The 541-nt window shown below is 55.6% G+C and carries 1 protein-coding gene and 1 pseudogene; both read left to right on the top strand.

Going from position 1 to position 541, the window contains the following annotated elements:
• Window positions 1-16 precede the first annotated feature (16 nt).
• Entirely contained in the window at window positions 17-313 is a 297-nt protein-coding gene (locus HT737_RS30770) for a DUF2782 domain-containing protein (RefSeq protein ID WP_041073689.1), read from the top strand.
• A gap of 62 nt (window positions 314-375) precedes the next feature.
• Window positions 376-541 (top strand): annotated as a pseudogene (locus HT737_RS30765) (homoserine kinase); the annotation flags it as partial.

Genomic DNA, 541 nt, shown 5'->3' with positions numbered 1-541 from the left:
AAGGGACAAGGTTATCATGCGTACGTTAAATCGCTTGCTGCTGGTCGGTTTGATTGCTGTCTCACCATTGGCCGCGATGGCGGCGGATGATGCGCCGTCGAAGGAGCCGGAAGTTACCATTAACACGCACACCGAGGGCGACAAGGTCATTCAGGAATACAGCCGCAGTGGCTTCGTTTATGCGATCAAGGTCACGCCGAAGGGCGGCAAACCGTATTTCCTGGTGCGCGCCGATGGTTCGGACGTGAACTACATCCGTTCCGACCAGCCGGATATGCTGATTCCGTCGTGGGAAATCTTTACCTGGAAGTAAGATTCCTGACTTTTTAATCGGCGCCGCTTGATCGCGGCGCCCGAACTGAGCAGTTTTTAACCATGTCTGTGTTCACCCCCCTGGCTCGGCCAGAGCTGGAAACCTTTCTTGACCCTTACGGGCTTGGCCGTCTGCTTGATTTCCAGGGGATCGCCGCCGGCAGCGAAAACACCAACTTCTTTATCAGTCTGGAGCAGGGCGAATTCGTCCTGACCCTGGTCGAACGTG

Source organism: Pseudomonas sp. MD195_PC81_125, assembly GCF_014060985.1.
GTDB classification, from domain to species: domain Bacteria; phylum Pseudomonadota; class Gammaproteobacteria; order Pseudomonadales; family Pseudomonadaceae; genus Aquipseudomonas; species Aquipseudomonas parakoreensis.
The sequence above is the reverse complement of the archived record's forward strand: the minus strand, read 5'-3'. Positions and strand labels throughout refer to the sequence as shown.

Coding starts and splice junctions, on each gene's coding strand:
- HT737_RS30770 (WP_041073689.1), top strand. CDS start 17: ATGCGTACGTTAAATCGCTTGCTGCTGGTCGGTTTGATTGCTGTCTCA.